This is a genomic window from Corynebacterium sp. HMSC034B08 (assembly GCF_001835805.1).
GTDB lineage: Bacteria > Actinomycetota > Actinomycetes > Mycobacteriales > Mycobacteriaceae > Corynebacterium > Corynebacterium coyleae.
Genome location: NZ_KV825942.1, coordinates 25554 through 52294, shown reverse-complemented (window position 1 = coordinate 52294; position 26741 = coordinate 25554). Strand labels below are relative to the sequence as shown.

22 protein-coding genes and 2 pseudogenes are annotated in these 26741 nt (G+C 60.5%); 3 read left to right on the top strand and 21 right to left on the bottom strand.

The features are described from left to right. Window positions 1-87: 87 nt before the first annotated feature. The 20 genes and pseudogenes from tyrS to uvrA all read right to left on the bottom strand — a co-directional run bounded on the left by tyrS (window position 88) and on the right by uvrA (window position 22574). Window positions 88-1353 (bottom strand): tyrosine--tRNA ligase, encoded by a 1266-nt coding sequence (gene tyrS, locus HMPREF2656_RS04650; protein ID WP_070422900.1) that lies wholly within the window; start codon window positions 1351-1353, stop codon window positions 88-90. A gap of 18 nt (window positions 1354-1371) precedes the next feature. Next, on the bottom strand, window positions 1372-1551 hold the full coding sequence (locus HMPREF2656_RS04645; protein ID WP_070422901.1) for a Trm112 family protein: 180 nt from the start codon (window positions 1549-1551) through the stop codon (window positions 1372-1374). Continuing rightward, window positions 1548-2198, bottom strand: coding sequence for a hypothetical protein (locus tag HMPREF2656_RS04640; protein ID WP_070422902.1), 651 nt, complete (start codon window positions 2196-2198; stop codon window positions 1548-1550). Before HMPREF2656_RS04640 ends, HMPREF2656_RS04645 begins: the two co-directional genes overlap by 4 nt. Beyond that, window positions 2185-3774, bottom strand: coding sequence for a VWA domain-containing protein (locus HMPREF2656_RS04635; protein WP_070815987.1), 1590 nt, complete (start codon window positions 3772-3774; stop codon window positions 2185-2187). Before HMPREF2656_RS04635 ends, HMPREF2656_RS04640 begins: the two co-directional genes overlap by 14 nt. Beyond that, the gene (locus HMPREF2656_RS04630) at window positions 3774-4961 is read right to left on the bottom strand and encodes a hypothetical protein (RefSeq protein WP_070569199.1); all 1188 of its coding nucleotides are present in this window, start codon (window positions 4959-4961) and stop codon (window positions 3774-3776) included. Before HMPREF2656_RS04630 ends, HMPREF2656_RS04635 begins: the two co-directional genes overlap by 1 nt. Window positions 4962-5009: 48 nt before the next feature. Beyond that, entirely contained in the window at window positions 5010-6446 is a 1437-nt protein-coding gene (argH, locus tag HMPREF2656_RS04625; protein WP_070422905.1) for an argininosuccinate lyase, read from the bottom strand. Beyond that, window positions 6447-7649, bottom strand: a complete 1203-nt coding sequence (locus tag HMPREF2656_RS04620) for an argininosuccinate synthase (RefSeq protein WP_070422906.1) — start codon at window positions 7647-7649, stop codon at window positions 6447-6449. It lies immediately after the preceding gene. Window positions 7650-7714: 65 nt separating this feature from the next. Beyond that, window positions 7715-8211: pseudogene (locus tag HMPREF2656_RS04615) on the bottom strand (arginine repressor). Further along, on the bottom strand, window positions 8211-9149 hold the full coding sequence (gene argF / locus HMPREF2656_RS04610; RefSeq protein WP_070422908.1) for an ornithine carbamoyltransferase: 939 nt from the start codon (window positions 9147-9149) through the stop codon (window positions 8211-8213). Before argF ends, HMPREF2656_RS04615 begins: the two are co-directional and overlap by 1 nt. Before the next feature lie 4 nt (window positions 9150-9153). Further along, complete coding sequence (locus tag HMPREF2656_RS04605; RefSeq protein ID WP_070815986.1) at window positions 9154-10332, bottom strand: acetylornithine transaminase; 1179 nt, start codon at window positions 10330-10332, stop codon at window positions 9154-9156. Then, window positions 10329-11261: an acetylglutamate kinase gene (gene argB, locus HMPREF2656_RS04600; RefSeq protein ID WP_371326033.1), complete on the bottom strand. Its 933-nt coding sequence runs from the start codon at window positions 11259-11261 to the stop codon at window positions 10329-10331. The genes HMPREF2656_RS04605 and argB overlap by 4 nt, the downstream gene beginning before the upstream one ends. 15 nt (window positions 11262-11276) lie before the next feature. Next, the gene (gene argJ / locus HMPREF2656_RS04595; RefSeq protein WP_070815985.1) at window positions 11277-12437 is read right to left on the bottom strand and encodes a bifunctional glutamate N-acetyltransferase/amino-acid acetyltransferase ArgJ; all 1161 of its coding nucleotides are present in this window, start codon (window positions 12435-12437) and stop codon (window positions 11277-11279) included. A 52-nt stretch (window positions 12438-12489) separates the two neighbouring features. Further along, a complete protein-coding gene (argC, locus tag HMPREF2656_RS04590; protein WP_070815984.1) occupies window positions 12490-13542 on the bottom strand; it encodes an N-acetyl-gamma-glutamyl-phosphate reductase in 1053 nt (350 codons plus the stop codon). 54 nt (window positions 13543-13596) lie between these two features. After that, complete coding sequence (gene pheT, locus HMPREF2656_RS04585; protein ID WP_070815983.1) at window positions 13597-16119, bottom strand: phenylalanine--tRNA ligase subunit beta; 2523 nt, start codon at window positions 16117-16119, stop codon at window positions 13597-13599. A 14-nt stretch (window positions 16120-16133) separates the two neighbouring features. Continuing rightward, the gene (pheS, locus tag HMPREF2656_RS04580) at window positions 16134-17192 is read right to left on the bottom strand and encodes a phenylalanine--tRNA ligase subunit alpha (RefSeq protein ID WP_070569219.1); all 1059 of its coding nucleotides are present in this window, start codon (window positions 17190-17192) and stop codon (window positions 16134-16136) included. Window positions 17193-17337: 145 nt separating this feature from the next. After that, window positions 17338-18156: a TrmH family RNA methyltransferase gene (locus HMPREF2656_RS04575; protein ID WP_070422915.1), complete on the bottom strand. Its 819-nt coding sequence runs from the start codon at window positions 18154-18156 to the stop codon at window positions 17338-17340. Between the two features lie 86 nt (window positions 18157-18242). After that, a complete protein-coding gene (rplT, locus tag HMPREF2656_RS04570) occupies window positions 18243-18629 on the bottom strand; it encodes a 50S ribosomal protein L20 (RefSeq protein ID WP_070422916.1) in 387 nt (128 codons plus the stop codon). A 52-nt stretch (window positions 18630-18681) separates the two neighbouring features. After that, window positions 18682-18876 carry a 50S ribosomal protein L35 gene (gene rpmI, locus HMPREF2656_RS04565; protein ID WP_070422917.1) on the bottom strand — a complete coding sequence of 65 codons (195 nt, stop codon included), beginning with the start codon at window positions 18874-18876 and terminating at the stop codon, window positions 18682-18684. Window positions 18877-18912: 36 nt separating this feature from the next. Next, window positions 18913-19434, bottom strand: coding sequence for a translation initiation factor IF-3 (gene infC, locus HMPREF2656_RS04560; RefSeq protein WP_083279489.1), 522 nt, complete (start codon window positions 19432-19434; stop codon window positions 18913-18915). Window positions 19435-19715: 281 nt separating this feature from the next. Beyond that, window positions 19716-22574, bottom strand: coding sequence for an excinuclease ABC subunit UvrA (uvrA, locus tag HMPREF2656_RS04555; protein ID WP_070815991.1), 2859 nt, complete (start codon window positions 22572-22574; stop codon window positions 19716-19718). A gap of 83 nt (window positions 22575-22657) precedes the next feature. Between uvrA and HMPREF2656_RS04550 the strand changes: the two genes are divergently transcribed. The 3 genes from HMPREF2656_RS04550 to HMPREF2656_RS04540 all read left to right on the top strand — a co-directional run bounded on the left by HMPREF2656_RS04550 (window position 22658) and on the right by HMPREF2656_RS04540 (window position 26651). Continuing rightward, window positions 22658-23260: an MBL fold metallo-hydrolase gene (locus tag HMPREF2656_RS04550; RefSeq protein ID WP_070815982.1), complete on the top strand. Its 603-nt coding sequence runs from the start codon at window positions 22658-22660 to the stop codon at window positions 23258-23260. Between the two features lie 97 nt (window positions 23261-23357). Beyond that, window positions 23358-24386 (top strand): DoxX family protein, encoded by a 1029-nt coding sequence (locus tag HMPREF2656_RS04545; protein WP_070422920.1) that lies wholly within the window; start codon window positions 23358-23360, stop codon window positions 24384-24386. A 75-nt stretch (window positions 24387-24461) separates the two neighbouring features. Further along, window positions 24462-26651, top strand: coding sequence for a HelD family protein (locus HMPREF2656_RS04540; protein WP_070815981.1), 2190 nt, complete (start codon window positions 24462-24464; stop codon window positions 26649-26651). A 12-nt stretch (window positions 26652-26663) separates the two neighbouring features. Here HMPREF2656_RS04540 and HMPREF2656_RS12450 read toward each other — a convergent pair. Beyond that, window positions 26664-26741, bottom strand: a pseudogene (locus HMPREF2656_RS12450) (universal stress protein); the annotation flags it as partial.

The window sequence follows — 26741 nt, the reverse complement described above, 5'->3', positions numbered from 1 at the left end:
GAAGATATAACCACGAACTCACAAACAACACAAACACCCAGGCAGATGGTGGTTTCTGCCTGGGTGGTGTCGTCGATAAGCAGTTGCTTATGCGCGCTTAGCGCCTGCGAAGTTCTTCTTGCCTCGGCGCAGGACCAGCCATGTGCCGTGGAGGAAATCCTGGTCAGACGGCGCCCACGCCTCGTCTTCGACGCGCTCGTTGTTCACGTACACGCCACCTTCCTTGATGGAGCGGCGCGCTGCACCCTTCGACTCTGCAAGACCAGCACCGACGAGAAGCTCCACGATATCCGTGGTTTCGCCGGCTGGGATCTCAAAGACAGAGGTTTCAGAGACTGCCGATGCGAGGGTCTTCTCGTCGAGGTCAGTAAGTTCTGCGCGACCGAACAGAGCTTGCGATGCGAGTTCGACAGCCTCACGGGCTTCCTTGCCGTGGACCAGATCGGTCATCTCCTGCGCCAAGCGACGCTGGGCTTCACGCTTGAATGGGCGCTCCGCCACTTCGGTCTCCAGGCGGTTGAGCTCTTCCTGGTCAAGGAAGGTGAACCAACGCAGGTAACGGATGACATCGGCGTCCGCAGTGTTTACGAAGTACTGGTACCAGGTGTACGGACTGGTCATCTCGGGATCCAGCCACAGCGAGCCGCCACCAGTGGACTTGCCGAACTTCTTACCTTCGGAATCCGTCACCAGCGGAACAGTCAACGCGTGAACCTGCTCGCCGTCCATACGACGATTCAGGTCAACGCCCGCAACGAGGTTGCCCCACTGATCGCCGCCGCCAACCTGCAGCACGCAATTGTGGTTGCGGCGCAGCTGCACGTAGTCATTCGCCTGCAGCAGCATGTAGGAAAACTCGGTGTAAGAAATGCCGTCGTTCTCCAGACGACGCTTCACCGTGTCGCGGCCGAGCATCGTGGACAGCGAGAAGTGCTTGCCCACATCACGCAGGAACTCGATAACGCCAAGGTCTTTAATCCAGTCGTTGTTGTTGACCAGGCGTGCTGCATTGTCGCCATCAAAGTGCACGAAGCGCTTGAGCTGGCCGCTGATCCGGTCCGCCCAATCACGGACGGTGTCCGCGGAGTTCATAGAACGCTCCCCCACATCGCGGGGGTCACCGATCATGCCGGTAGCGCCACCAGCAAGCACGATCGGTGTGTGGCCTGCTTCTTGGAAGCGGCGCAGCATGAGCAGCGGAACGAGGTGGCCGGCGTGCAGCGAGGGACCAGTCGGGTCGAAGCCGCAGTACAGCACGATCGGCTGCTCGGTTTCCTTCCGCAGTGCGTCGAGGTCCGTGGACTGGTTGATCAGCCCGCGCCACTCAAGCTCATCAATGATGTTTTTGCTCATTGGGTTTTTCTCCGTCTTCTACTTTGCCGAGATGTATGGCTCTGCTTCGTCGATGAGCAGAACTGGGATGCCGTCGTCAATGCGATAGGCAATGCCGAGGCGTTCGTTGACCAGCAGCTCCCGCTCTTGGTCATACTCCAGCGTTCCCTTGTCTTTGGGACACGCGAGGACGTTAAGAAGCTTCGGATCCAGACTCATGCTTTCGGATCGTACCCGCTGCCTCCGTGGTAGCTGTCGTCGAGTCCGGGCAACTCACCGAGCTCTTGACGCAGGAACTGCGCTTGTGAATCCATGGCGCGCAGATTGTCGTCCAAAATCCCCTGCTGCACCCGCTCAGCAGCGCGAGTGAGCGTGGTTAAAGAGTCCACAACCACGCTCACCGCAGACTTGTCTCGGTACTGAGGGGCATCAAGGTACGTATCGACGACCTCCGGGTAGTACACATTGACTACATTCCACATCGTCTGCCGGTGCTTAGGCGTCGGCTCGAGGTGTTCCCACTCGGACAATACGAACTTGGAGGCTTTTTCAAACGCTCGCGCCTGCATCATCACCTGACGTGGTGGCTTCGCCGATTCCAACCGATCAGTCGTTTGCCGCAGCGCATTCTCGAGAACTTGCGACGTGGGCAGGGTTGGTGCTGCTGGAAGTTCCTTGGTTTTCCGGGACGGCGCAAGAGCCGCGCCGGCGCCATACGCGGCCGCCGCGGCGACCGGCCAGAACAGTCCGATACCTACCGCAATATGAACCACAACCACGAGGGTAGCCAGCACCAACCCAAGCTGGTTCTTGGGTGAGGCGAAATACCGGGCTGCTTTTCCCGCAGACGAATTATTGGAATCCACGAATCTCCTTAAAGGCAGCAGCCAGGTCGCCACCAAGCGCGTCAAACACCTCACCACCGGTGAGATCTGCAAGTGCTTGCATCTCTATCGCATTAGCATCGCCGTACAAGATAACGAACACAGGCACGTTACGCAGCTGTTCTGGCAATGCTTCATACTGCCTCTTGAATTCGACATAGTCTGGGGCAACGGTGCTTTCACCATCACTCAGCAAAACTATCGACGGAATACCTCCGTTCGGGTCCGTATTCCTCAATGCCTTCAGCAAGGTTTCATACACCGCGGTTCCGCCCTCAGCCTGGAGACCATCGACGAAGTCAGATAGTTTTTCAGCAGACTTCGGATCTTCCCGGGAGAAGCGAACTGTCAACGGTTCGTGTGGTGCGAAATCAAAGGCTTGCAACGTGACGGTTTCCCGGTCGCGTAGGGAGACGTCACCGGTGAGTGTTGAAGCGGAGCCGTCGATAAGCGATTGCATGATGCTTTTCAGCGACGCCAACCGCTGCCCTTCCATCGACCCGGAAGTATCTAGCACAAACGTTGTTCGTCCTGGTTTGCGGTAGGAGTTGTCGTACGCATAAAGCAGCTCATCGACGACTCCCTCGTTGGCTGGGAACGGCAGCTCGATGACGTGTTGGTTGGCTATCTCCACCGGCACGTTATCCACGCCGGTCACAGGCCTGCGATAGGTCTGAGCGATGTCCTCTTGGTGTTCCAGGAGCCAGCGCGACAGCTCTTCTACCCGACCCCGCGCGTCTGCATGCGCAGGGTTAGCCAGTGCCGATAACGGGTAATCTGCGGAAATCACGCCATCGGCGGGGACAACAACCTCAATAGGCACACCTTGGGCCTTTAGCTGGTGAAGTGTTGCTTCGTAGTTGATGATGCCATCGCCTCGGGACGAATCATTGACAAACGTCTCAGCCAGCCACCCGGAAGAACCGGAAACCATAGATTGCGCTTCGAACATTTCCTTGAGCTGTGGCCCAACGCGCTCCAAGTCAGTAGGGGAAATCGCATCGCCGGTGTCTGCGAGCGCAGTCGCCACCGAGACGAGTGCGGAGAATCCCGAGTTCGAGGCTTGCGGGTTGGTCATCCCGAACGTGAACTTGCCGCTTGCGGCAGCGTCGGCAAACTCGGCCCAGGTGGGCTGCTTGGTGTCCCAGCCGAGACGCTTTGCGCTGTCCTCCCATACACCGAACGCGACGGGGCTTGTGGCAATCTTTGTCTCACCGTCCAACTTGTCGGAGGCGCCGATCAGGTTGACGTAGCGGTTCGTAGCAAACCATGTGGCATCCACTTCCCCATCGAAACCTCCCTGTTTGAGCGTTTGGGAGTTTTCTAAAGTTCCGCCGGGGAACTGCATGTCGATAGTGAAGCCGAGCTCCTCTGCTGCACGATCAACCAATTCTTCGAGGTCTTTGAGCTCGGTTGCAGCGACAATGGTCAGATCGGCATTACCGCTGGGCCCTGCGCCGGATGTATCAGGAGTATTGGAAGTGCCTTCTTCGAAAGTGCTACACGCGACGAGCACCAGAGACATGAACGCAGCAAGCGCCGCGACGAGGCGATTCATTATTCCTCCTCCTTCACCGGTGCGGGTGCTCCGCCATAGCGTTGACCGACACCGTCGATGAGTTGTTCAAGCCTGTCGTAGGAGGGTGGGTCGATGGAATTGACGTAATCCGCAGGCGCATCGAGCCCTCGATCCTCCATCTCTTGGGCCAGGTTGCCTGAGGTCGCGGGCCGGAATCCGTGGTACGCGGCCAGCCTTTGTAGCTCGGGGTCGTTGGTGAGCAGACGACCGAGTTCTCTACCGCCCTCGCTCACCCCGACGATGCCGTGGTTAGCCAGCACTGTCGGACTGAGTTGCAGCAGCACCATATCGTCGCGGATTCGGGAATTATCTCGCATCTGCTCACCAATGAACTGTGCTTCGTACACCATCACCATCGGTACCGCTCCCATGCCTTGGCTGAGGTAGTCCGCAAAAGGGCCAGAGGATGAGGCTTCGCTGTATCCCTGAGCGGTGAAGAAGGGCGCGATCTCGTCGACAAGAAAACCAACGTCATTGGCGCGATCGGGTTCTCGCTGTGCTACCTCCCACGCCAACAGCGACAGATACATCGCGGCGGAGTTTGAGGTGCGGATATCTGTCGAGCGGACCTGTACATTGCGTGGCGACGGAAACGCGTCCCCGAGGTCGCGCCATCGTTTTCCGGAGCGGGCCAAGTCCATGTACTTGTTCACGTCCAGTGTGTAAGCGCCGTTCTGCTCAGCCACGACTCCCTCAGCTACCAGTAGATCCGCAATCGGCTTCCAGCTCGCTACCGCCATCGGGGAGAAAAACGGGAAATCCACCGAGTAACCACTGCCCTGTTCGCGCACCTTTTGCGTGGCAGGCCCGGAAGACGGGAAAACGAAATCTTGTGCGGCAATATCCGTGGTGGTAGCTATCTGGCGGGACCCCGCTGTTGTCACGCTGACGCTGTAGCCCAACGCTGCAAGTCTGTCCTTGACCTGGGGATCTTCAAAGAAGGCCCGCTTTTCAGAGCCGATCACTCCGTGGAGTTGCTGCACGTCTCCATGAGACTGGCGATTTGATTCAGCGCCACTGTCTTTTTCGTCGCCATCACTGCCAAAGGGAAGAAGCCCCCGGCCTAACGCAACTGCGGCGATGACCACTGCAATAAAAATGAGGCCAAGCACCACGGAGACTGACCGTCCCCGGGGCTTGGCTTCATAGGTATTTGGCGCATCCATATCCCAATGCTAAAGGGAAACTCTGAACTGCGCTCTGCGAACGTGTATTTACTTCTTCCGAACTGGCTGCTCTGCCCACTGACGCGCAGCCTTGTTCGCTTCGCGGACACGCTCCCGCTGCTCCACCACACGCGGTTTCGCAGTACCGCCGCGGGTATCGCGGGATGCGACCGCCCCATCGACAGTAAGTACCTCGCGCACTTCGGGGAGCAGACGCTTATCGACGCCCGCTAGCTCCTCATCCGTCAGATCCACGAGATCGACACCACGGGATTCTGCGATGCGAACGCAGGCTCCCGAAGCCTCGTGTGCTTCGCGGAATGGAACGCCCTGGCGCACCATCCATTCGGCAAGGTCGGTGGCCAATGTGAACCCTGCTGGAGCCAGTTCGCGCATGCGGTCTTCGTGGAACGTCAACGTGGAAACCAGTCCAGTGAACGCCGGCAGGAGGATGGAGAGCTGCGTGACCGAGTCGACCAACGGCTCCTTGTCTTCCTGAAGGTCACGGTTGTACGCCAGCGGCATGGCCTTCAGCGTGGCGAGCAAACCGGAAAGGTTACCGATCAAGCGACCAGCCTTGCCGCGGGCAAGTTCCGGAACGTCCGGGTTCTTCTTCTGCGGCATGATCGACGAGCCAGTCGACCACGCGTCATGCAGCGTGACGTAACCGAACTCTGGCGTGGACCACGCGATGATCTCTTCGGCGAAACGAGAGATATCAATCGCAATCTGTGCCAGGACGTACGCGGATTCTGCAGCAAAGTCGCGCGATGAGGTGCCGTCGAGCGAGTTGTCGGTTGCAGAATCGAAACCAAGCTCCTCTGCGATCGCCTCTGGGTCGAGGTGCAGCGACGAACCAGCCAGCGCTCCAGAACCGTACGGCGAGACTGCCAGTCGCTTGTCGGCATCCTTGATCCGGTCCAGGTCACGCAGCAGCGGCTGGGCATGCGCCAACAGCGAGTGCGCAAGCAGGATCGGCTGTGCAGCCTGGAAGTGGGTCTTGCCAGGCATGATCGCGTCTGGGTGGGCCTCCGCCTGTGCGACGATCGCGTCGATCAGATCGCTGACATCGAGTGCGACACCCCGCAGGGCATCGCGCAGCCACATCCGGAACATGGCCGCAACCTGGTCGTTGCGGGAACGTCCAGCACGCAGGCGACCACCGATCTCGGGCCCGACACGGTCGATGAGTCCACGCTCCATCGCACCATGGACATCCTCATCGGTCGGCAGCGGACCGAACGAGCCGTCGGCAACGTCGCGGCCAAGTTGGTCCAGGCCGTCGAGCATGACGGCAAGGTCGTCGTCGCTAAGCAAACCTGCCTTGTTCAGCACCTTCGCGTGTGCCTTGGATGCGAGCACATCGTACGGCGCAAGCACCCAGTCAAAATGGGTAGACACGGACAGGGCGAACATGGCTTCCGATGGGCCGCCGGAAAAACGACCGCCCCAGAGCGCACCTTCGTTTGTCTTGTGCTGCTCCATTTACTTGCCGGCCTCGCGGTCGCGCTTGTTCGCGATCTGGGAGGACAGACCGTGCAAACGCACGAAGCCCTTGGCCAGGGTCTGGTCGAAGGTATCGCCGGTGTCATAGGTAGCCAGGTTGAAGTCGTACAGCGAGTGGTTGGAACGACGGCCGTTGACCGTGATCTGGCCAGCGTGCAGGACCATGCGGATATCGCCGGTGACGTGCTCCTGGGTGGACTCGATGAACGCATCCAGGGAGCGCTTCAGCGGGCCGAACCAGAGGCCGTCGTACACCTCCTCGGACCAGCGTGCATCGATAAGACGCTTGTAGCGAGCCAACTCGCGCTCAACGGTGACGTCCTCAAGAGCCTTGTGAGCGGTGATCAGCGCGACGGCGCCCGGCGCTTCGTAGACCTCGCGGGACTTGATGCCAACCAGACGGTCCTCAACCATGTCGAGACGGCCAACACCCTGGGCACCTGCGCGACGGTTCATCTCTTCGATTGCTTCGAGGACCGTAACCTTACGGCCGTCGATAGCCACCGGCTTGCCGGACTCGAAGGAGATGATGACCTCGTCCGGAGCGTTGCCGAGCGCCGGGTCCTCGGTGTAGGCGTAGAGGTCCTTTGTCGGCGGGTTCCACAGATCCTCAAGGAAGCCGGTCTCAACTGCGCGGCCCCACACGTTCTGGTCGATGGAGAACGGCGACGCGGCAGACTGCTCAATCGGCAAGTTCTTGCCCTCTGCGTACTCGATGGCCTTATCGCGGGTCCAGGCATAGTCACGAGCCGGAGCGATGATCTCCAGGTCCGGATCCTGGTTCAGGAATCCGACCTCGAAACGAACCTGGTCGTTGCCCTTGCCGGTGCAGCCGTGGGCGACGTGGGTGCCGCCGTACTTGTGACCAGCCTCAACGAGATGCTTGACAATCAGCGGGCGCGAAATCGCGGAAACCAGCGGGTACTCGCCCTGGTACATACCGTTTGCCTTGATGGTGGGCAGGCAATACTCCTCGGCGAACTCATCCTTGGCGTCCACAACAATGGACTCCACTGCACCGCAGTCCAATGCGCGCTGGCGCACTGATTCCATGTCCTCGCCGCCCTGTCCAAGGTCGAGGGAGACCGCGATCACTTCACCGCCGGTCATTTCAGCCAGGTACGGGATAGCAACGGACGTGTCCAAACCGCCTGAATATGCAAGAACAACGCGATTAGTCATGGTAGAACGATTCTCCTTCAAAAGATTTCATGAATAGTATGAGGTTACCTGCAGGGTAAAACTTTTTAGTCGCTGCCCCGGGCGTGTCCGCCGAAGAGTTCCACGGCAAGTTCTACGCCGGTGAGCGGTTCGCGTGCAAGAACAAAAATTGTGTCGTCGCCAGCAATGCAGCCGACAACCTGGTCGAGGCCTACGCGGTCAATGTAGCTGGCCAGGTACTGCGCCGCACCTGGGGGCGTGCGCAGCAGTGCAAGTTGACCCGAGCCATCCGCGGATACGACCAACTCGTCGATCATGCGGCGGAGCTTTTCACGGGGCCAGTCTGCGCGTTTTCAAATCCATCGGCATCGCCGTTGATCGTGTAGTAGGCACGGCCGCCGCCAGATGGGCGGATCTTCTTCGCACCAAGTTCATCCAAGTCCCTCGACAGGGTCGCCTGCGTAATGTCGATGCCTTCTGCGAGCAGCAGCTCTGACAGCTGAATCTGCGAGGAAACACGAGTCTGCTCAAGCAACTCGAGGATTCGTGCTTGGCGTGCGGTACGGGATACAGGTTGGGACATTATTGGTGCTCCAGAAGCCAGGTCAGCAACGCTTTCTGCGCATGTAAACGGTTTTCAGCCTCGTCGAAGACGCGCGACTGCGGGCCATCAATGACCTCCGCGGCGACCTCGTTCCCGCGGTACGCGGGAAGGCAATGCAAGAATATTGCATCGTTTGCCGCGCGCGCCATCAGGTCCGCATCAACCTGGTAGGGCAAGAACGGTGTGCGACGATCCTTGCCATCTTCTTCCATGCCCATCGAGATCCAGGTGTCGGTGATCACGACGTTCGCGTCTTCAGCAGCTGCAACATCATCAGTCACGGTGACTCGGGCGCCGGTTTCTGCGGCGCGCTTCTCGGCGCGCTCGACAAACTCGGCACGCGGCTGGAATTCCTTGGGCGCGATAACAGTGATGTCCATCCCCGCTGTAGCGAAACCGATCAGGTACGAGTTAGCCATGTTGTTGTCACCGTCGCCGAGGTACACCGCTTTCAGCCCCTTCAGGCCAGCGGCGCCTTCCTCGGGGCAGAACTCCTCGATGATGGTTTGCAGGTCCGCCAGGATCTGGCATGGGTGCAGGTCATCGGTAAGTGCATTGACCACAGGAACGGTGGCTGCCTCAGCCATGTCCACGAGGTTCTGGTGATCGTAGGTGCGCCACACAATTGCCTGTACGTAGCGGGACAGTACGGCACCGGTGTCCTGGAAGGATTCGCCCTTGCCCATCTGTGCGTGCCCAGTCTCAGTCACGATCGCCTGGCCGCCAAGTTGCGCAATACCGGCGTCGAATGAGAACCGCGTACGCGTCGAGGTCTTGTCAAACAGGACTGCCACTGAAAGCGGCCCTTCCAACGGCCGGTGCGACAGCGGAGCCTTTTTCAGCTCCGCTGCGAGTGCAAGGACTTCAGCCTGTTCTGCTGGGGTGAGATCGTCGTCTGCGAGAAAATGACGAGCCATTGGTCTAGTTCCTTTCTGCGGCTTGTGCGATTGCGGCTGCGAGACGCTCAACCGCCTGCTGGATCTCGTTGTCGCTAATTACCAGGGGTGGGGTGAGTCGGATGACGGTGTCGGACGGCGCGTTCAGAATGACGCCGTGTTCGAGCCCATGCTTGACGACGAGCTTCGCAACCGGTTGCTCCAGCACAACGCCCAGCATGAGTCCCCGGCCGCGCACTTCCGCGACGCCGGGAACGTCCGTGGTTTCGTCGATAAGCACTGCTGCTTTGCGACGAACATCGGCCAGGAACGCATCGTCAATAGTGTCCAGCACCGTGTTGGCCGCAGCACACGCGACGGGGTTGCCACCGAAGGTTGTGCCGTGGCTGCCCGGAGTGAACAGTGTCGCGGCTTTACCGCGGGCTATCGTCGCGCCGATGGGCAGTCCCCCGCCGAGACCTTTGGCCATGGTGATGACATCCGGCACGACCCCTGCGTCTTCGAAGGCGAAGAAGGTGCCGGTGCGGCCGACTCCGGTTTGGACCTCGTCGGTGATGAAGAGGATGCCGTGCTCGTCGCAAAGCGAGCGCACCGCATGCAAGAAGCCTTCGGGCGCCGGGATGACGCCGGTTTCGCCCTGAATCGGCTCCAAGATGATGGCGGCAGTATCGGTAGGGTTCTGCTCAACCAGAGCCGTCAGCGCATCAATGTCGCCATACGGGTAGAACTCCACACCGGCGGGCAATGGCGCGAACGGGGCCTGCTTCTCTGGCTGTCCGGTCAGCGCGAGCGAGCCCATGGTGCGGCCGTGGAAACCATGCTCGGCTGCAAGAATGCGCCCCCGACCAGTGAGACGGGCAAGCTTAAACGCGGCCTCGTTGGCCTCTGCGCCGGAGTTACTGAAAAACACACGGGCGGTCTCGTCGCCGACGCGTGCACGGAGCTTCTCCGCGACCTCAACCACCGGCTTCGAGCCGAAGAGGTTGGACACGTGGCCGAGGGTGGCCACCTGCTGCGACACCGCCTGCACGATGGCTGGGTTGGCATGTCCCAACGCGTTCACGGCGATGCCTGCGAGCATGTCGATGTACGGTTTCCCGTCGGCATCGGTGACGGTAGCGCCATCGCCAGAGACGAGTTCAACCGGCGGGGCTGGGTACGTGTCTAGCAGTGACTCCGACCAGCGTGTAGCGAAGTTGCTCATGCCTCATCCTTCCTAAAGATTGTGCCGTCTGGGTAGTGGGTGCGGTCGTAATCGTCTGGAAGCACCATCGTGCCCACACCACCCATGGTCAGTAGTTCGAGAAGCACTGAGTGGGCCACACGACCATCAATAACGTGTGCCGCTTTCACCCCGCCCTGGACCGCGGTCAGGCAAGCTTCCATCTTCGGGATCATCCCGGTGTCTAGGCCCGGCAGCATCTTCTCAAGCTCGGCCGCCTCGATCTTGGACAAAAGCGAATCGCGGTTGGGCCAATCGGTGTAAAGGCCCTCCACGTTGGTGAGAACTACGAGGCGTTCCGCGCCGATCGCAGCTGCCAGCGCACCCGCGGCTTCGTCAGCGTTGATGTTGTACACTTCCCCGTTCTCCCCCGGTGCAATTCCGGAGACGACCGGGATACGGCCGGCGTCGATGATGTCCATCACCGCTGCCGGGTTCACGTCGGTGATCGTGCCCACGAGACCGATGTCAACGAGCTCACCTTCCACTTCAACCTGGCGGCGCTTGGCCGTAAACAAGCCGGCATCCTCGCCTGAGGTGCCTACCGCGTACGGGCCGTGGGAGTTGATCTTGCCCAGAAGATCCCGTCCTACCTGCCCAAACAGCACCATGCGCACAACGTCCAGAATCTCCGGGGTGGTGACGCGGAACCCACCCACGAACTCACCACCGTCAAGGCCCAAACGCTTCAGCATTGCACTGATCTGCGGGCCGCCGCCATGTACGACCACGGGCTTCGCGCCCACAGTGCGCAGAAACACCATGTCTGCGGCGAACGCCGCCTTGAGGTCTTCATCAATCATGGCGTTACCGCCGTACTTCACCACCACAATCTTGTCGCGGTAGTGCTGCAGCCACGGCAGTGCTTCGGCAAGGACGGTGGCGCGCTGTTCACTCGTTAGATTAGGCATCAACTCACCCACCTCCTAGCTCGAGTACGCGGAATTGATCTCGACGTAGGCGTACGAGAGGTCGGTTGTGCGCACGGTTGCGCTGCCCGCTCCCCCGGTGCCCAGGTCCACAACAACGTCGATGTCGGCTCCGCTCAAGTCAACGTCGCGGGCGCCCGGTGCGCCGGTCGACTGTTCGCATACGGTCTGACCGTTGAAGGTCACGGAGATGTTCTCCGCATCCATCTCGGCATCGGCCATGCCTACGGCTGCCAGCACGCGGCCCCAGTTCGGATCGGAGCCGAACATCGCAGTCTTGACCAGGCTGTCACGGCCGATCGCGCGCGCTGCGTTGAGCGCTTGTGCATCGTCGAGCGCTCCTTGGACGGTGATCGCGACACGCTTGGTCACGCCTTCCGCATCCGACTGCATCATCGCCGCTAGCTTCGCGCACGCTTCGTGCACTGCGGCGTTGAGTTCTGCTTGCGTTGGGGTCACGCCACTGGCACCGCTTGCCATTGCGACGACCGTGTCGTTGGTGGAAGTCGAGCCATCAATATCCAACGTGTTAAACGTCATGGCACAGGCTTGCTCGAGCGCAGCCTGCAACGTGGCGCTGTCAGCCTTTGCGTCGGTGGTGATGCAGACAAGCATCGTCGCCAGCGACGGCGCCATCATGCCGGCACCCTTTCCCATCGCCCCCACAGTCCAGCCGTCGCCCTTGACGACGGCTTCTTTCGCCACCGTATCTGTCGTCCGAATCGCATCTGCAGCACCCGCTCCATCATCGCCGAGTTGCTTGACGACGACACCGATACCGGCTTCCACCTTGTCCATCGGAAGTGTGTCGCCGATCAGCCCCGTCGAGCAGACCGCAACGTGGGCTGGGTCGACCCCGATGCCTTCTGCGGTCAGGCGCTGCATGGCTTTTGCGTCTTCGTATCCTTGTGCGCCGGTACACGCGTTCGCGTTTCCCGAGTTCACAATCAGAGCCTTAATGGTGCCGCCAGCTGCAGTCTCACGGCTCACTTTCACTGGCGCTGCAAACACTTTGTTCCGAGTAAATACGGCTGCACCAGCAAACTCCGGGCCTTCGTTGACAACCAATGCGAGATCACGGTTGCCAGACGCCTTGATCCCGGCGCTGATACCTGCAGCGCTAAAGCCCTTCGGCGCGGTTACTCCGGTGGTGGTCATGAATTGTTCGTTTTCCTTTCAACAGGGGTGGAGAGTCGTTGTGAAGTGGCGGTTACGGAGCCACCGCAGCTCGCGATAGTCCTGCCCCTTCGTCCCACCCGAGTGCAAGGTTCATGCATTGCACAGCGGCACCACCAGTGCCCTTGGTCAGGTTGTCGATGGCACTAGTCGCCACCAACTTGCCGGCGTGCTCGTCCACTTCAACCTGCACGGCACACATGTTCGCGCCCACGACATGCTGGGTCTGCGGCTGCGAGCCTGCCGGAAGCAGCCTGACAAACTGTTCTCCCTGGTACGCCTGTTCGTACGCGCTATTTACCGCCTCTGCTGTAACGCCCTGCACCAATGGTGCGGTCACTGTGGTGAGAATCCCGCGCGGCAGCGGTGCTAGTACCGGGGTAAAGCTCACGGCAACGCTGGTGCCAGCAACCGACTCAAGGCTTTGTTGGATCTCTGGTGTGTGCCGGTGCGTCCCGCCGACGCCATAGGCTTTCAAGGAGCCCATCGTTTCCGCGCCAAGCAGATCGACATTGGCCTTCTTGCCGGCACCGGATACACCGGTAATAGCAACGATGGTCAGATCAGGCTCCACGAGCCCCGCTTCGAGTGCCGGCCAGGCCGCAAGCGTTGCCCCAGTGGGGAAACACCCCGGGACAGCGACACGGTTTGCCCCCTGCAGGGCGGCCCGCTGACCCGGCAGTTCGGGAAGCCCGTAAGGCCAAGATCCTGCATGCTCAGAGCCGTAGAAACGCTTCCATTGCTCGGCATCGCGCAACCGAAAATCTGCAGCGCAGTCAATCACGACGACGTCCTCGCCGAGAGCCTGACCGATCTCGGCGGAGTGGCCGTGCGGCAAGCCGAGGAACACAACATCGTGGCCAGCAAGCACATCGATTGTTGTTGGCTCAATGACCCGATCTGCAAGTTCCGGCAGATGAGGCATTAGATTGCCGACCTGCTGGCCAGCGTTCGATGCTCCGGTAAGAGCACCGATCTGAAGCGAACCCGCAAGGTAGGCGGGGTGGCCGAGTAGCAGACGGAGAATCTCACCGCCTGCGTACCCGGTGGCTCCGGCGACCGCAACCTTGATCACACTTTCTGACATAGCGGACAGTGTATCAGTTATGCAGTGCGCCGTAAGTTATTCACGGATTAATATTTACCCGCGCATTTCTGCGCCGAAGCGCTCCTTAGCCAACTCGGCTGCCTTGAGGCGAGCCTCCGAGCCTTCCTCTTCCTTCAGCGTGCGATCGGGCGCACGGAAGGCCAGGCCGAATGCGAGAGACTTCTTGCCCTCGCCGAGGGATTCCGAACGGTAGACGTCGAAAAGCGTTACGTCCTCGACAAGCTCACCTGCGCCCTCAACGAGAGTGCGACGGACGTCTTCAGCCGGAACTTCCTCATCGACGACGAGCGCGATGTCCTGGTGCAACAGCGGGAACGACGACAGGCGCGGCGCCGGAAGACGCTCCTCCAGCGGGATCGCAGTCAGGTCGAGCTCCATCGCGCACGTGCGCGCTGGCAGGTTTAGCTTCTCCAGAATCTGCGGGTGCAGCTCGCCAGCATGGCCAACGACGATACGCTCGCCAGCAGCATCGCGGACAGAGAGTTCCGCACAGCGCCCCGGGTGCCACGGCAGAACCTCGGCAGCGACGATGTCGAGTTCAACACCGCATGCGCGGGCGACGATCTGCGCAGACTGGATCGCGTCCGACCACTCATAGGCGCGCCCATTGCCCCACGGCCCCTCGAGCTCGACGTTGCCGAGCGCCACCGTTGCGGCATGCAGATTCTGCTTTGGCAGCGACTGAATAAGTTCTGCGACAACGTCGTCTGCTGGACGCTGGGTAACGGCCGGCAACGGCGAAACATCCGCGCGCTTCTCAGAGGTCTGTGCAACCGAGTAGAGCGCAATATCGCCACGGCCGCGGGCAACATTGCGGCCTGCTGCCTCGAGCATCGACGGCAGAAGCGTCGTGCCCAAGATGCCGTAGTCAGCATCCAACGGGTTCTGCACCTTCACCGTGTTGCGGCGCGGATCGTCTGCGTCGAGCCCCCACACGTCGAACGTGTCGTTGGCAATAAACGGCGTCGGGATGATCTCCGCGTAGCCGGAGTACGCCAGCGCGTGCGTGACCGCGCGACGGCGACGCTGCAGCGGGCTCAAGCCGCGACCACCACGCGGTGTTGGCAGGATCGACGGGATATCGTCGAGTCCCTCAAGGCGCACGACCTCTTCGACAAGTTCCACCGGAACGGTGATATCGGTACGCCATGTCGGCGGCGTGACCTGAAGGTTCTCACCCTCGCCTGCGATAGTGCAGCCGACTTCCTCAAGACGGCGCACAACCGTATCGCGGGAGTAGTCCACACCGATGAGCTCCGACGGGCGCGAGGCACGCATGGCAATCGGCTCACGCGGTTTAACGTCACCGACAAGCGTACGGCCAGCCTCGATCGAGCCGCCAGCGATCTCGACGAGGAGCGCACAAGCGGCATCCAGAGCGACCTCGACGATGGCGGGGTCAACGCCGCGCTCAAATCGACGAGAGGCCTCCGAGCTCAGCTTCAGGCGACGTGCAGTACGAGCAACGGTCAGCGGATCCCAGGTTGCAGCCTCGAAGTGGACGTTCACGGTGTCGTCGGAAATCTCCGACGTCGTGCCACCCATAACGCCGGCGAGGGACTGGATGCCGTTGTCGTCGCTGATCACCACATCGTCTGCGGTCAGCGTCCGCTCAACGTGGTCGAGCGTTTCAAACTTCTGACCGGCCTCAGCGTTGTGCACCCGCAAGCCGCCGGAGATCTTGTCGGCGTCGAATGCGTGCATTGGCTGGCCAAGCAGCAGCATGACGTAATTCGTGACATCCGTTGCTGCGTTGACGGAACGAACACCGCTGAGCATGAGTTCACGCTGCATCCAGAACGGTGCCTGCGCCTTCGGGTCGATGCCCTTCACGGTGCGCAGACCGAAGCGCTGCGCCTTCGTCGAGGCCTCAACCTCGACGGGGATGCTCTCGCCTGCCGGCTCCGGAACAACAGACATATTAACGCCTGCGATCGACGGATCCTGCGCGACATCCTTAAACGCCAGGTCGAAGGCGGATGCGATCTCACGGGTCAGGCCGCGCGCAGACAGTGCGTAGCCACGGTCCGGGGTGACGTTGACCTCGAACACGGTGTCGCCGGAGCCGAGGATCTCGCGAGCGTCATCGCCCGGGGTCGCTGCCCCCGCCTCCAGTGTGATGATGCCTTCGCTCTTTGTAGCCAGGCCAAGTTCTGCTGCGGATGCCATCATGCCGTTCGAAATGTGGTCATAGGTTTTGCGCGCGGAGATAGCAAAGCCACCTGGCAATACCGCACCCGGAAGCGACACGATGACTAGGTCGCCTTCCTTGAAGTTTCGCGCGCCACAGATGATGCCCTGCAGTTCACCTGTGCCGTTGGCCTGTCCGACATCAACCTGGCAGTAGCGGATGGGCTTCTTAAACCCGGTCAGTTCCTCGATCTCGGCTACTCGGCCAATGACGAGCGGGCCGGTCACCTCAGGCAGCGGCTCGTAGCCCTCGGTCTCAAAACCGACGCGGACAAAACCGGCGTCCAATTCCTCGTCGGAGGGATTGAAGCCCTGGTTGCCTGCCTGATTAAGCAGGCGGGTGATCCAATTCTTGGAAATAAGCATTCTTGGTTCTCCTTTTACGCCTGCACGCCGAACGGAATAGTGAAACGGACATCGCCTTCGACCATGTCGCGCATATCCGACAGGCCATTGCGGAACTGCAGCGTGCGCTCAAGGCCCATGCCGAACGCAAAACCGGTGTACTCCTCCGGGTCGATGCCAACAGCACGCAGCACGTTCGGGTTGACCATGCCGCAGCCGCCCCACTCAATCCAGCCAGCGCCGCCCTTCTTGTTCGGGAACCAAACGTCCACCTCGGCAGACGGTTCGGTAAACGGGAAGTAGTTCGTACGCATACGGGTCTTGGTTTCCGGGCCGAACAGCACCTTAGCCAGGTGGTCGAGCGTGCCGCGCAGGTGCGCCATCGTCAGTCCCTTGTCCACAGCGAGACCCTCCACCTGGTGGAACACAGGGGTGTGGGTGGCATCGAGTTCGTCCGTACGGAACACACGGCCCGGGCACGCAATGTAGATCGGCACATCGCGCTCAAGCATCGTTCGCACCTGCACCGGCGAGGTGTGTGTACGCATGACCTGCTTGGAGCCTTCTTCGCCAATGTAGAAGGTGTCCTGCAGTGTGCGGGCCGGATGGTCCGGAATGAAGTTCAGCGCGTCGAAGTTGAAGTACTCCGCTTCAACCTCGGGGCCTTCGGCCACTTCCCAACCCATGCCGATGAAGATGTCGGCGATGTGCTCCGACAGTGTGGTGATCGGGTGCATCGCGCCGGCGTGAGCGCGTGCGGTAGGCAACGTAACGTCAACCTTTTCCTCACGCAGCTGCTTCTCGCGGTGCTCTGCTTCGCGGACCTGGCGCAGCTGGGCATAGACCTTTTCGGCGCGGCCACGCGCCATGTTCACAAAGCGACCAGCGTTCTTACGCTGATCCTTCGGAATGGACCCCAGCGACTTGCGCGCCTGCATGATTGGGGCCTTCTCCCCCAGGTGCGCGCGATGTGCCTCTTCGAGTGCTGCGAGATCCGCAGCTGCTTCGAAAGCAGCAACCGCGTCGTCTGCTGCCTTGTTCAGGGCTTCCTCGGTCAGTTCAATATCCGGAAGTTGTGTTGCGTTGTCGGCCACGCTTACGCTCACCCGCGCCTTTCCACAAGTGCTCTGCAGCTCAGGGCGTCTGCAGCGATGTCGGTTCAAAAGCGTCCACCACTTTACCCGTGGAGCCGACACATGAATGCGCTAGGGGGACATGCGATAGGTGTCGGTATCGTGATTACCTTTCGTCTGCGTCGAGCGCCTTGGAGGATTCCCAGAGGCACATGGATGCAGCGGTAGCGAGATTCAGCGATTCCGCGCTGCCCTTAATCGGGATGGAGATCCGGTGATCAGCATTGGTGAGAAGCTCATCGCTAAGCCCGTGGGCCTCGTTGCCAAACAGCCACGCTGTTGGGCGTGCAAGCACCTCGTCCGCTTGCGCGAGGGATGTCTCCCCCGACGCCGAGGTTGCCACCGTAGCTAATCCTGCAGAATGCAGCTGCCCAATTACCCGGTGGACATCACGGTCACGTGCCACTGGTACGTGGAACAACGATCCTGCGGTGGAACGCACCACTTTCGGCGACTCTGGATCGACGGTGTCCCCAGCGAAGATGACTGCATCCGCACCCAGCGCATCTACTAGGCGGATGATCGTGCCTGCGTTGCCCGGGTCGTTGGTCTCCACACACACTGCGACTAGACGGGGCCGGCCCTTGAGGATCGACGGCACCGTCCACAGCACCGGCCTACACACCGCGAAAATACCCGTGTTGGTCACCGCGTCGGCGAGGTGCTGAGCAGCTTTGTCGTTGATGGCATGCGTGTAGACATCCATGTAGCCAGCGGCGCGAACGATTTCCTCGAAACGCTCAGCCGCTGCTTCGGTGACAAACAAGTCTGTTGCTGCACCCGTAGCCACCGCCGCTTCCACGGCGTTCTCCCCTTCCGCGAGAAAAGCTTTTGCTTTGCGACGACCCGCCGCGCGTTTCAGCTTCGCAGCGTTGACCACACGCGGGGTGCGCTCAGTAAACGGCTGCTCAAAATCCAATGCCATGGCCGATACCTTACCGCGAACAAAAACCGCCCCGTCCCACCTGGTGTGGTGGGACGGGGCGGTGTGTCGTCGAAAAGCGAAAGCGCTTATGCGGCGTTCTTCGGAGCGTTGACGTCCTCCGGCAGAGCGTTCTTTGCAACCTCGCACAGGGCGGAGAATGCAGCGAAGTCGCTGACAGCGAGCTCGGCGAGGATCTTGCGGTCGACCTCAACCTCAGCCAGCTTCAGGCCGTGGATGAGGCGGTTGTAGGTGATGCCGTTCATGCGTGCACCAGCATTGATGCGCTGGATCCACAGCTTGCGGAACTCACCCTTGCGCTTACGACGGTCGCGGTAAGCGTAGGTCTGGGAGTGCAGCCACTGTTCCTTAGCCTTGCGGTAGAGGCGGGAACGCTGGCCACGGTAGCCCTTCGCGGACTTGAGGATTGCGCGGCGCTTCTTCTTAGCATTGACTGAACGCTTCACACGTGCCATGAGTCAAACTTCCTTTTCTTATCTCGTAATCGGTTGATTGATCGGGCAGTGCTTAGGACATGCCGAGGAGGCGCTTTGCGCGCTTGACGTCAGCCTTAGCGACGTCGGTGGTGCCGGAGAGCTTGCGGCGACGCTTCGAGGAGAGCTTCTCGTTCAGGTGGCGCTTACCAGCCTGCTCGCGGCGCAGCTTGCCCTTGCCGTTGACCTTGATGCGCTTTGCGGTGCCCTTGTGGGTCTTCTGCTTCATGGTGAAAGCCCTTCAGAGTGTCGGTTATTTCAAAACTTACTTTTTGCCCTTGCGAGCCGGTCCGAAGACCATCGTCATGTTGCGGCCGTCCTGCTTCGGGCGGGACTCGACCACACCCAACTCGCCGATATCCTCAGCGAGACGCTCCAGCAGGCGGTAGCCCAGCTCAGGGCGGGACTGCTCGCGGCCGCGGAACATGATGGTGACCTTGACCTTGTTGCCCTTCTCCAGGAAGCGCTCAACATTGCCCTTCTTGGTCTGGTAGTCGTGCTCATCGATCTTGGGACGGAACTTCTGTTCCTTGACCACGGTCTGCTGCTGGTTCTTACGGGCCTCGCGGGCCTTCTGATCCTGCTCGTACTTGAACTTGCCGTAGTCCATGATCTTGGCCACAGGCGGCTTAGCGTTCGGCGCCACCTCAACCAAGTCGAGATCCGCTTCGTACGCCAGCTTGCGGGCATCATCCGTACGGACAATGCCGACCTGCTCGCCGGACGGGCCGACAAGGCGAACTTCGGGGACGCGGATTCGATCGTTAATCCGAGCTTCAGCGCTGATGAGAACTCCTAGAGACTTCGAGAAACAATGTCGTTGCCGCTCTGGGTCACATTTGGGGTGATCTCACGCGAAAAACCCGCTCACCGAAAAACGGTGGCGGGAGATCGTCCAGGCATGCCAACATCTGGCACACCGTTTGACCCGTATCCAACTCGGCTCAACGCCAGCGGCTTGGGGTGGGATTCACTCCTCTTGTGGCCCGCGCATCCGTGAAATGGACACGCTGGGCGGTGCGAAGTGAATAGTACACGCATTACACGCGTGCACCAAATCGAGCTCTCCTACCCTTTTATCAACACATCCTGGAGGAACTCGCCGGTGAAGGACCCTTCGACCTTGGCCACGTCCTCCGGGGTGCCCTGCGCAACCACGGTGCCGCCGCCTGAGCCACCTTCCGGACCCATGTCAATGATCCAGTCAGCGGACTTGATCACATCCAGGTTGTGCTCAATGACCAGCACGGTATTGCCCTTCTCCACCAGCCCGTTGAGCACCAGCATGAGTTTGCGGATGTCTTCGAAGTGCAGGCCGGTGGTCGGCTCGTCGAGAATGTAGATCGTGCGACCGTTAGAACGCTTCTGCAGCTCCGCGGCGAGCTTCACGCGCTGTGCCTCACCGCCGGACAGCGTGGTTGCGCTCTGCCCGAGTCGGACGTAGCCGAGACCGACATCTACCAGCGTTTGCAGGTAGCGGTGGATCGAGGTGATCGGCTCGAAGAACTCGGTTGCCTCGGAGATCGGCATGTCGAGCACCTCGGCGATGTTCTTGCCCTTGTAGCGCACTTCGAGCGTCTCGCGGTTGTAACGTGCACCCTGGCACACTTCGCACGGGACGTAAACGTCCGGCAGGAAGTTCATCTCGATCTTGATCGTGCCGTCGCCACGACAAGCCTCACAGCGGCCGCCCTTGACGTTGAAGGAGAATCGCCCGGTCTTGTAACCTCGAACCTTCGCCTCCTGAGTCTCGGCGAACAGGTTACGAATTTTGTCAAACACGCCCGTGTATGTCGCGGGGTTCGACCGCGGCGTGCGCCCAATCGGGCTCTGGTCCACCTGCACGAGTTTGTCCAGGTGCTCCAGGCCTTCGACCTTCTTCACGCGCCCGGGCACTTGGCGCGCACCGTTCAGTTGGTTTTGCAGGGTTTTCGCCAGAATTTGGTTCACCAGCGTCGACTTGCCCGAGCCCGATACACCCGTGACAGCCACAAGTACGCCCAGCGGGATACTCACATCGACGTTGTCTAGGTTGTTCTCGCGGGCACCAACAACCTTGAGCATGCGCTGCTTATCGACGACACGTCGCTGCTCCGGAACCTCAATCTTCTTACGTCCCGCCAGGTAATCACCAGTGAGCGAGTCCTTCGCCTTCAGGATGCCCGCCGGATCTCCCTGGTAGACCACCTCACCGCCATACTCGCCAGCCTTGGGTCCGATATCGACGAGCCAGTCGGCCTCACGGATCGTGTCCTCGTCGTGCTCGACAACAACGAGCGTGTTGCCGAGGTCGCGCAGCTTCTTCAGCGTTGCGATCAGGCGCTGGTTGTCTCGCTGGTGCAGTCCAATGGACGGCTCGTCAAGCACGTACAGGACGCCGGCCAAACCGGAACCGATTTGCGTCGCCAAGCGAATGCGCTGTGCTTCACCACCGGACAGCGTGCCGGCAGAGCGCGCGAGCGTCAGATAGTTCAGGCCGACGTCGAGCAGGAAATGCAAGCGCGCCTGGATCTCTCGCAACACTGCACCAGCAATCATCTCCTCGCGGTAGCCCAGCACGAGGTTGTCCAGGTACTCGGAGGCGTCCTCGATGGAAAGCTCCGTCAGGCCCGCGATGGACTTCTCGCCGTGCGTCGTTGATGCGAGACGCACTGCGAGGATCTCAGGCTTCAGGCGGGCACCCTTACAGGTCGGGCACGGCACCTCGCGGGTGAATGCGAGAAGCCGTTCCTTCTGCGTATCCGATTCGGCCTGTTCAAGCTTGCGCTCGATGTAGCCCACAATGCCCTCGTAGGCGGCGGTGTAGGAACGTTGACGGCCGAAGCGGTTCTTGTACCGGACGTTGATCTTGGTCGACGAGCCGTGAATCAGGTGTTTCTGCTGCGTTTTCGTCAGCGAACTCAGCGGAGCGCTTGCGTCGAAACCCTCTTCCTTCGCCAGTGCCTCGATGAGTTTGGTGAAGTATTTCTTGTTCGGGCTCGAGTTCCACGGCTGGAACGCATCAACCGCAGGCGCATCCGGATCGGGAATGATCAGGTCAACATCAATCTCTTTGCGCACGCCAAGGCCGTCGCAGGCCGGGCAAGCGCCGAATGGCGAGTTGAACGAGAAGGCACGTGGCTCGTACTCCTCCACGTTGAGCTTGTGCCCGTTCGGGCAGGCCATCTTCTCGGAGAAGATCTGTACGCGCTCCGGGTCGTCAGCGTCGAGATCCACAAAGTCGAAGCCCACGAGGCCGTCCGCCAGCTTCAGCGCTGTCTCCACGGAGTCAGTGAGACGCTGCTTTTGGCTCGCCTTGACCATCAAGCGGTCCACCACAACGTCGATGTTGTGCTTGATCTGCTTTTCCAACTTCGGCGGGTCGGTGAGTTGGTAGGTCTCCCCGTCCACGTTCACACGCGCATAACCCTGGGCGGCGAGGTCTGCAAACAGGTCCTGGAACTCACCCTTACGCTTGCGCACGATAGGCGCAAGCACCTGGAATTTCGTGCGCTCTTCGTACTCCAGGATCCGGTCAACGATCTGCTGTGGGGTCTGTCGCTCAATCACAGCGTCACATTCCGGACAGTGGGCGGTACCCGCACGCGAGTACAGCAAACGCAGGTAGTCGTAGATCTCAGTAATCGTGCCTACCGTCGAGCGCGGGTTGCGGTTGGTCGACTTCTGGTCAATGGACACCGCTGGGCTTAACCCATCGATGTAGTCGACGTCGGGCTTGTCCATCTGCCCCAGGAACATGCGGGCATAGGACGACAGCGACTCAACGTAGCGGCGCTGGCCTTCGGCGAAGATGGTATCGAAGGCCAGCGAGGACTTGCCCGAGCCCGACAGTCCGGTGAACACCGCCATTTTGTCGCGGGGCAACTCGACATCTACGCCCTTGAGGTTGTGTTCCCGAGCACCACGCACAATAAGTTTGTCGGCCACGTCTTCGCCTTTCGTCGATTCGTACTCCCAAGAAACTACCAACGTCGCGCGCTATACAAACATTCCTTACTACTGTGGCGGGCATGAGTACTTCGCTGAAGCTGCACCAGGTTTCCGTATCCGCCATGGACAACAACTGCTACCTTCTCTCTTCCGGGGAGCAAGGTTTGCTTATCGACGCCGCCGATGAGCCCGACACCCTCCACGCCATGGCCCGCGACGCCAGCGTGGATATTACCGCGGTTCTCACAACACACCGCCACCACGACCACACCCGCGCTCTGGAAGCAGTGCTGGAGGCAACCGGCGCCACACACTACGCACCGTTTTTGGATGCCCCTGCACTTCCCGTCGCCCCCGATGTGGAACTGCGCGACGGTGACACCATCGAGTTCGCCGGCCATCGCATTCCTGTGGGTATCTTGCGCGGGCACACTCCCGGCGGCGCGTTTATCGCGGTAGACATCGACGGCACCCCGAACCTTTTCGTGGGCGACTCCCTATTCCCGGGGGGCTTGGGCAAAACCCAGTCCGAGGGTGATTTCGTGCGACTCTTCAACGATGTGAAACAGAAGCTTTTCGACGCCTTCCCCGACGACGCAATCGTTCGCCCTGGCCACGGAAAACCCACCACGCTGGGCGCAGAACGGCCCCACCTTGACGAGTGGTGGGAGCGTCGCTGGTAAGTGGCGTTGTGCAATAGGACACAGCTGGCCTGGCGCAAAATCGCTACACTCGGTGGGAGCACAATCAGCTACAAAACGTAAGGATTTGGGTACATATATGATTCGCAAAATCGCACGCCCAATGCTGGCATCGGTCTACGTGATCGACGGCGTTGAGACGTTGTTGAACCCGGCAGCCCACAAGGACTCCGCAAATACTGTCCTGAAGAAGCTGCGCACCGCTGTTCCAGCCGAGTACCGCGGCTTCGTTCCGGAGGATCCGGAATCCGCCGCAAAGATTGTCGGCGGCGTTAAGGCTGGCGCTGGCTCCCTGTTCGCAATCGGCAAGTTCCCGCGCCTGTCCGCCACCCTGCTGGCTGCAACCGCGATCCCGACGGTGATTGGCCGCCACGCATTCTGGGAGGCCGACAGCGAGGAAGAGAAGGCTCGTCGTCGCAGTGGCGCCCTGACCGACCTCGGTCTTGCTGGTGGCGTGCTGCTGGCAACTGTTGATACGGCTGGCAAGCCGAACATGAAGTGGCGTGCACAGAACGCCGCTTCCGTTGCGCAGAAGAACATCAAGCAGGCGCTGCCGACCAAGTCTGAGACCGAGAAGGCCTTTGACAAGGCTGGTGACTGGTTCTCTGACCGCACCGACCAGGTTGCCGATTACATCGACGACAACAAGGGCGACTGGAAGAAGGCCGCTTCCAAGGCCGGCGATACCGCTAGCGACTGGTTCGACGACGCTAAGAAGCAGGCTTCGAGCTTCCTTTCCGACGCTGGTGACTGGCTCGATGACGCTGCAGACAAGGCAGAGGGCAAGGTCGATGACCTGAAGCCGTCGAAGATCCAGCAGTTCAAGGCGAAGCGCAAGGTCAACAGCGTTGTTGGTGACCTGCAGGATCAGCTCAACGATCTGCAGCCGTCTACTCTGGACAAGTTCAAGGCGAAGCGCAAGGTCAACAAAGCAACCGCGAAGGCTCAGGACAAGGCGCAGGGTGCCATCGACAAGCTGGAGAAGGCTTGGGACAAGCTCGATGCTGATCCGTCCTGGATCACCAAGCTGAAGTGGAAGCGTAAGGCCAAGAAGGCTGAGAAGCGCGCGAAGAAGCTGGTGAAGAAGGCTCAGAAGAAGCTCAGCTAAGCACTGAACTTAGTTGAACGTTACGGCCCCGAGGCGTTGGGAATATTTCCCGCCTCGGGGTTGTTTGTTTTGGGGATGCAGGATTTACAGCACAATCTTTCACCTGACCCCGTCGCCGACGAGCAGTCTCACGCGGATACGTTGTTCGCACACCTCGACGCCGAGGTGGCTCGTGCCCGTGCGAGGCTCGAAGAGGTTCAGCGTGATGTTGACCCGGACAACCCGGATTCGGACGCTCTTGTGCGGCGAGAAACTGAGTACCACGGCCTCAATGCCAAATTGGACACGCTTGGCGTTGCTGAAGCCGGGCTTGTCTTTGGGCGCATTGACGTTGCAGACGATGAGCCCGAAAATCCAGTGCCGGGGCGTGAGGATTTGGACCGGCGCTACATTGGTCGACTCGGCATTGACGACCGCGAGGATAACTACCGCACGTTGTTGCTCGATTGGCGTGCCCCGCTCGCACACCCCTTCTACCTTGCGACGACCGCCCACCCAGAGGGCGTGGAGACGCGCCGAAATATCCGCATGCGGGGGCGCAAGGTTACTGCGGTAGATGACGAGGTGCTGTCCGGCGACAACGCAGACACATCGGTGGCCGGGGTTGGCTCTGAGGCTGCGCTTCGCCGTGCGATGAATGAAGCGCGCACGGGTCATATGCGCTCAATCGTGGAGACCATCCAGCGCGAGCAGGACGAGATCATCCGCGATCCAACCCGCGGCGTGATGGTTGTACAGGGCGGTCCGGGTACGGGCAAGACTGCGGTTGCCCTGCACCGTATTGCCTATTTGATGTACACGTGGCGCGAGCAGCTCAGCCGCACCGGCGTGCTTATCGTGGGTCCGAACCCGGCGTTTTTGGAGTACATCTCCCGTGTGTTGCCGGAGCTCGGCGAGACTGGCGTAGTGCTTTCCACTGCTGATCAACTCGTCCCCGGGTTTACGCCTACGGGCAGCGATTCGATCGCGGCTCGGGAGGTGAAGGGGTCGGAGGAGATGGTGACGATTCTCAAGCGCGCCGTGCAAGCCTACGAAACTGTTCCCGACAAGCCGGTCGTGCTGACGATTGATTCAGTAGCCATTGAGGCCACGCCCGCCATGATCAAGGCCGCGCGCACTCGCGCACGTCGCTCCCGCCGGCCGCACAATCAGGCGCGTCCGTTCTTTGCAGAACACCTCACCCAATCGCTGGCGGAGGCTTTGGCCCAAAAGATTGGTGAAGATCCCCTCGGTGGTGCCAACCTGCTGTCTGCTGCAGACGTAGATCAGCTCCACGATGACCTCGCCGATGAGCCACAGGTGCTAGCGCTTATCGACGAGCACTTCCCCGAGCTCGACCCCACCGACGTACTCGGTGAGTTCCTCACCGATGAGGATGCGATTGCGCACGCTGCTTACGACTACGACGACTACACACGTGCGGCGCTGCTGCGCTCCCCGGAGGAGGACTTCTCCCCCGCCGATACTGCACTTGTGGACGAACTGGCGGTGCTGATCGGCACCGTCGATCCGGAAGAAGCCCGCCGCAAGGAAGAAGCCGAGTGGCGCGAACTCGTGGAGGAGGCCGAAGACGCGCTGGATATCCTTGCCTCGTCCGAGTCCACCGATAACGATGACGACCAGTTTGAGGCGGAGATTCTTTCTGCGGCTGACGTGATCGACGCAGAGACGCTCGCTGCTCGTCAGCGGGTCACTGATAATCGTTCTACCGCGCAGCGCGCCAGTGCGGATCAAACATGGGCCTATGGACACATCATCGTCGACGAGGCGCAGGAGTTATCCCCAATGGAATGGCGCATGGTGTTTCGCCGGTGCCCGGCAAGGTGGATGACCCTTGTCGGAGATACCGCGCAGACTTCCTCGCCAGCAGGCGTGGACGATTGGACCGCAGCACTCGAACGCTTTGTGGGTCAGCGCTTCCGTCTCCACGAGCTGACGGTGAACTACCGCACGCCGAAGGAAATCTCAGATTATGCGGCGGAAGTTCTGACACAAATTGATCCGGAGGCGACTGCACCGACGGCAATCCGATCCACCGGCATTCCGGTTGATTTTCTTCCGGCAGGTGCGGAGGTCGTCGACAAGCGGGATGGGTTGCATGCGGTGATCGATGTGCACAACGTCGACGAGATGAAAGGCCTCGAATTCGACCACGTCACCGTGGTGGAGCCACAAAAAATCGTAGAGGCCTCGCCACAAGGGTGGCAAGACCTCTACGTCGCTGTCACCCGCGCCACGCAGACGCTGACGGTGATCGGGAACTAAGCGGGAAACCGCTTAGTTCACGGTGTGGACGATCATGACGTCGCAGTTGGACTGACGCGCGACATCAGCCGGCACCGAACCGAGCAGACG

Bases quoted from the DNA above. Each gene is read 5' to 3' on its own strand.
- HMPREF2656_RS04645 (WP_070422901.1), bottom strand. From the start codon at position 1,551: ATGAGTCTGGATCCGAAGCTTCTTAACGTCCTCGCGTGTCCCAAAGAC.
- HMPREF2656_RS04605 (WP_070815986.1), bottom strand. From the start codon at position 10,332: ATGAGCAACTTCGCTACACGCTGGTCGGAGTCACTGCTAGACACGTAC.
- rpmI (WP_070422917.1), bottom strand. From the start codon at position 18,876: ATGAAGCAGAAGACCCACAAGGGCACCGCAAAGCGCATCAAGGTCAAC.
- HMPREF2656_RS04540 (WP_070815981.1), top strand. From the start codon at position 24,462: ATGCAGGATTTACAGCACAATCTTTCACCTGACCCCGTCGCCGACGAG.
- tyrS (WP_070422900.1), bottom strand. From the start codon at position 1,353: ATGAGCAAAAACATCATTGATGAGCTTGAGTGGCGCGGGCTGATCAAC.
- rplT (WP_070422916.1), bottom strand. From the start codon at position 18,629: ATGGCACGTGTGAAGCGTTCAGTCAATGCTAAGAAGAAGCGCCGCGCA.
- HMPREF2656_RS04545 (WP_070422920.1), top strand. From the start codon at position 23,358: ATGATTCGCAAAATCGCACGCCCAATGCTGGCATCGGTCTACGTGATC.
- HMPREF2656_RS04630 (WP_070569199.1), bottom strand. From the start codon at position 4,961: ATGGATGCGCCAAATACCTATGAAGCCAAGCCCCGGGGACGGTCAGTC.
- argF (WP_070422908.1), bottom strand. From the start codon at position 9,149: ATGGCTCGTCATTTTCTCGCAGACGACGATCTCACCCCAGCAGAACAG.
- argB (WP_371326033.1), bottom strand. From the start codon at position 11,261: ATGCCTAATCTAACGAGTGAACAGCGCGCCACCGTCCTTGCCGAAGCA.
- HMPREF2656_RS04635 (WP_070815987.1), bottom strand. From the start codon at position 3,774: ATGAATCGCCTCGTCGCGGCGCTTGCTGCGTTCATGTCTCTGGTGCTC.
- HMPREF2656_RS04550 (WP_070815982.1), top strand. From the start codon at position 22,658: ATGAGTACTTCGCTGAAGCTGCACCAGGTTTCCGTATCCGCCATGGAC.
- argH (WP_070422905.1), bottom strand. From the start codon at position 6,446: ATGGAGCAGCACAAGACAAACGAAGGTGCGCTCTGGGGCGGTCGTTTT.
- argC (WP_070815984.1), bottom strand. From the start codon at position 13,542: ATGTCAGAAAGTGTGATCAAGGTTGCGGTCGCCGGAGCCACCGGGTAC.
- HMPREF2656_RS04620 (WP_070422906.1), bottom strand. From the start codon at position 7,649: ATGACTAATCGCGTTGTTCTTGCATATTCAGGCGGTTTGGACACGTCC.
- argJ (WP_070815985.1), bottom strand. From the start codon at position 12,437: ATGACCACCACCGGAGTAACCGCGCCGAAGGGCTTTAGCGCTGCAGGT.
- pheT (WP_070815983.1), bottom strand. From the start codon at position 16,119: ATGCTTATTTCCAAGAATTGGATCACCCGCCTGCTTAATCAGGCAGGC.
- HMPREF2656_RS04575 (WP_070422915.1), bottom strand. From the start codon at position 18,156: ATGGCATTGGATTTTGAGCAGCCGTTTACTGAGCGCACCCCGCGTGTG.